At 73.7% G+C, this 384-nt stretch carries 1 protein-coding gene; it reads right to left on the bottom strand.

The genetic code is table 11. From position 1 onward, the window contains the following. Positions 1 to 184 precede the first annotated feature (184 nt). On the bottom strand, positions 185 to 310 hold the full coding sequence (locus tag ACLD7X_RS19570) for a hypothetical protein (protein WP_425625553.1): 126 nt from the start codon (positions 308 to 310) through the stop codon (positions 185 to 187). Positions 311 to 384: the final 74 nt, after the last annotated feature.

Here is a 384-nt window from a genome sequence, read left to right as displayed (position 1 = left end):
CGATGCGCGCGCCGTGCCCGATCTCATCGCGGCGCATCGCGGGCGGGGACACATCCCCCCCCCAACGCGACCGCAAGGTCCGGCGCGCCATTGATCCCGCCCTCTGCCGAATTCGCGTGGAGGATCGCGCACCCGGATCAACGCGATGGTCGATGCGCGCGGGCTGCCTGTCGCCCTCCCCCTCTCACCCGGGCAGGCCTCGCACAAGGCGGCGGTCAAGCGCCGTCTTGCGCGGCATCCGCGCCCCGGCGACGTCATCGCGGATCGCGGCGACGATGCGCGCGCCGTGCCCGATCTCATCGCGGCGCATCGCGGGCGGGGACACATCCCCCCCCCAACGCGACCGCAAGGTCCGGCGCGCCATTGATCCCGCCCTCTGCCGAA

This window comes from Aphanothece microscopica RSMan92, from assembly GCF_046613545.2.
Taxonomy (GTDB): domain Bacteria; phylum Cyanobacteriota; class Cyanobacteriia; order PCC-6307; family Cyanobiaceae; genus NIES-981.
The sequence above is the reverse complement of the archived record's forward strand: the minus strand, read 5'-3'. Positions and strand labels throughout refer to the sequence as shown.

What these genes read in the sequence shown, in the direction of transcription:
- ACLD7X_RS19570 (WP_425625553.1), bottom strand. Translation starts at nt 310, where the DNA reads ATGCGCCGCGATGAGATCGGGCACGGCGCGCGCATCGTCGCCGCGATC.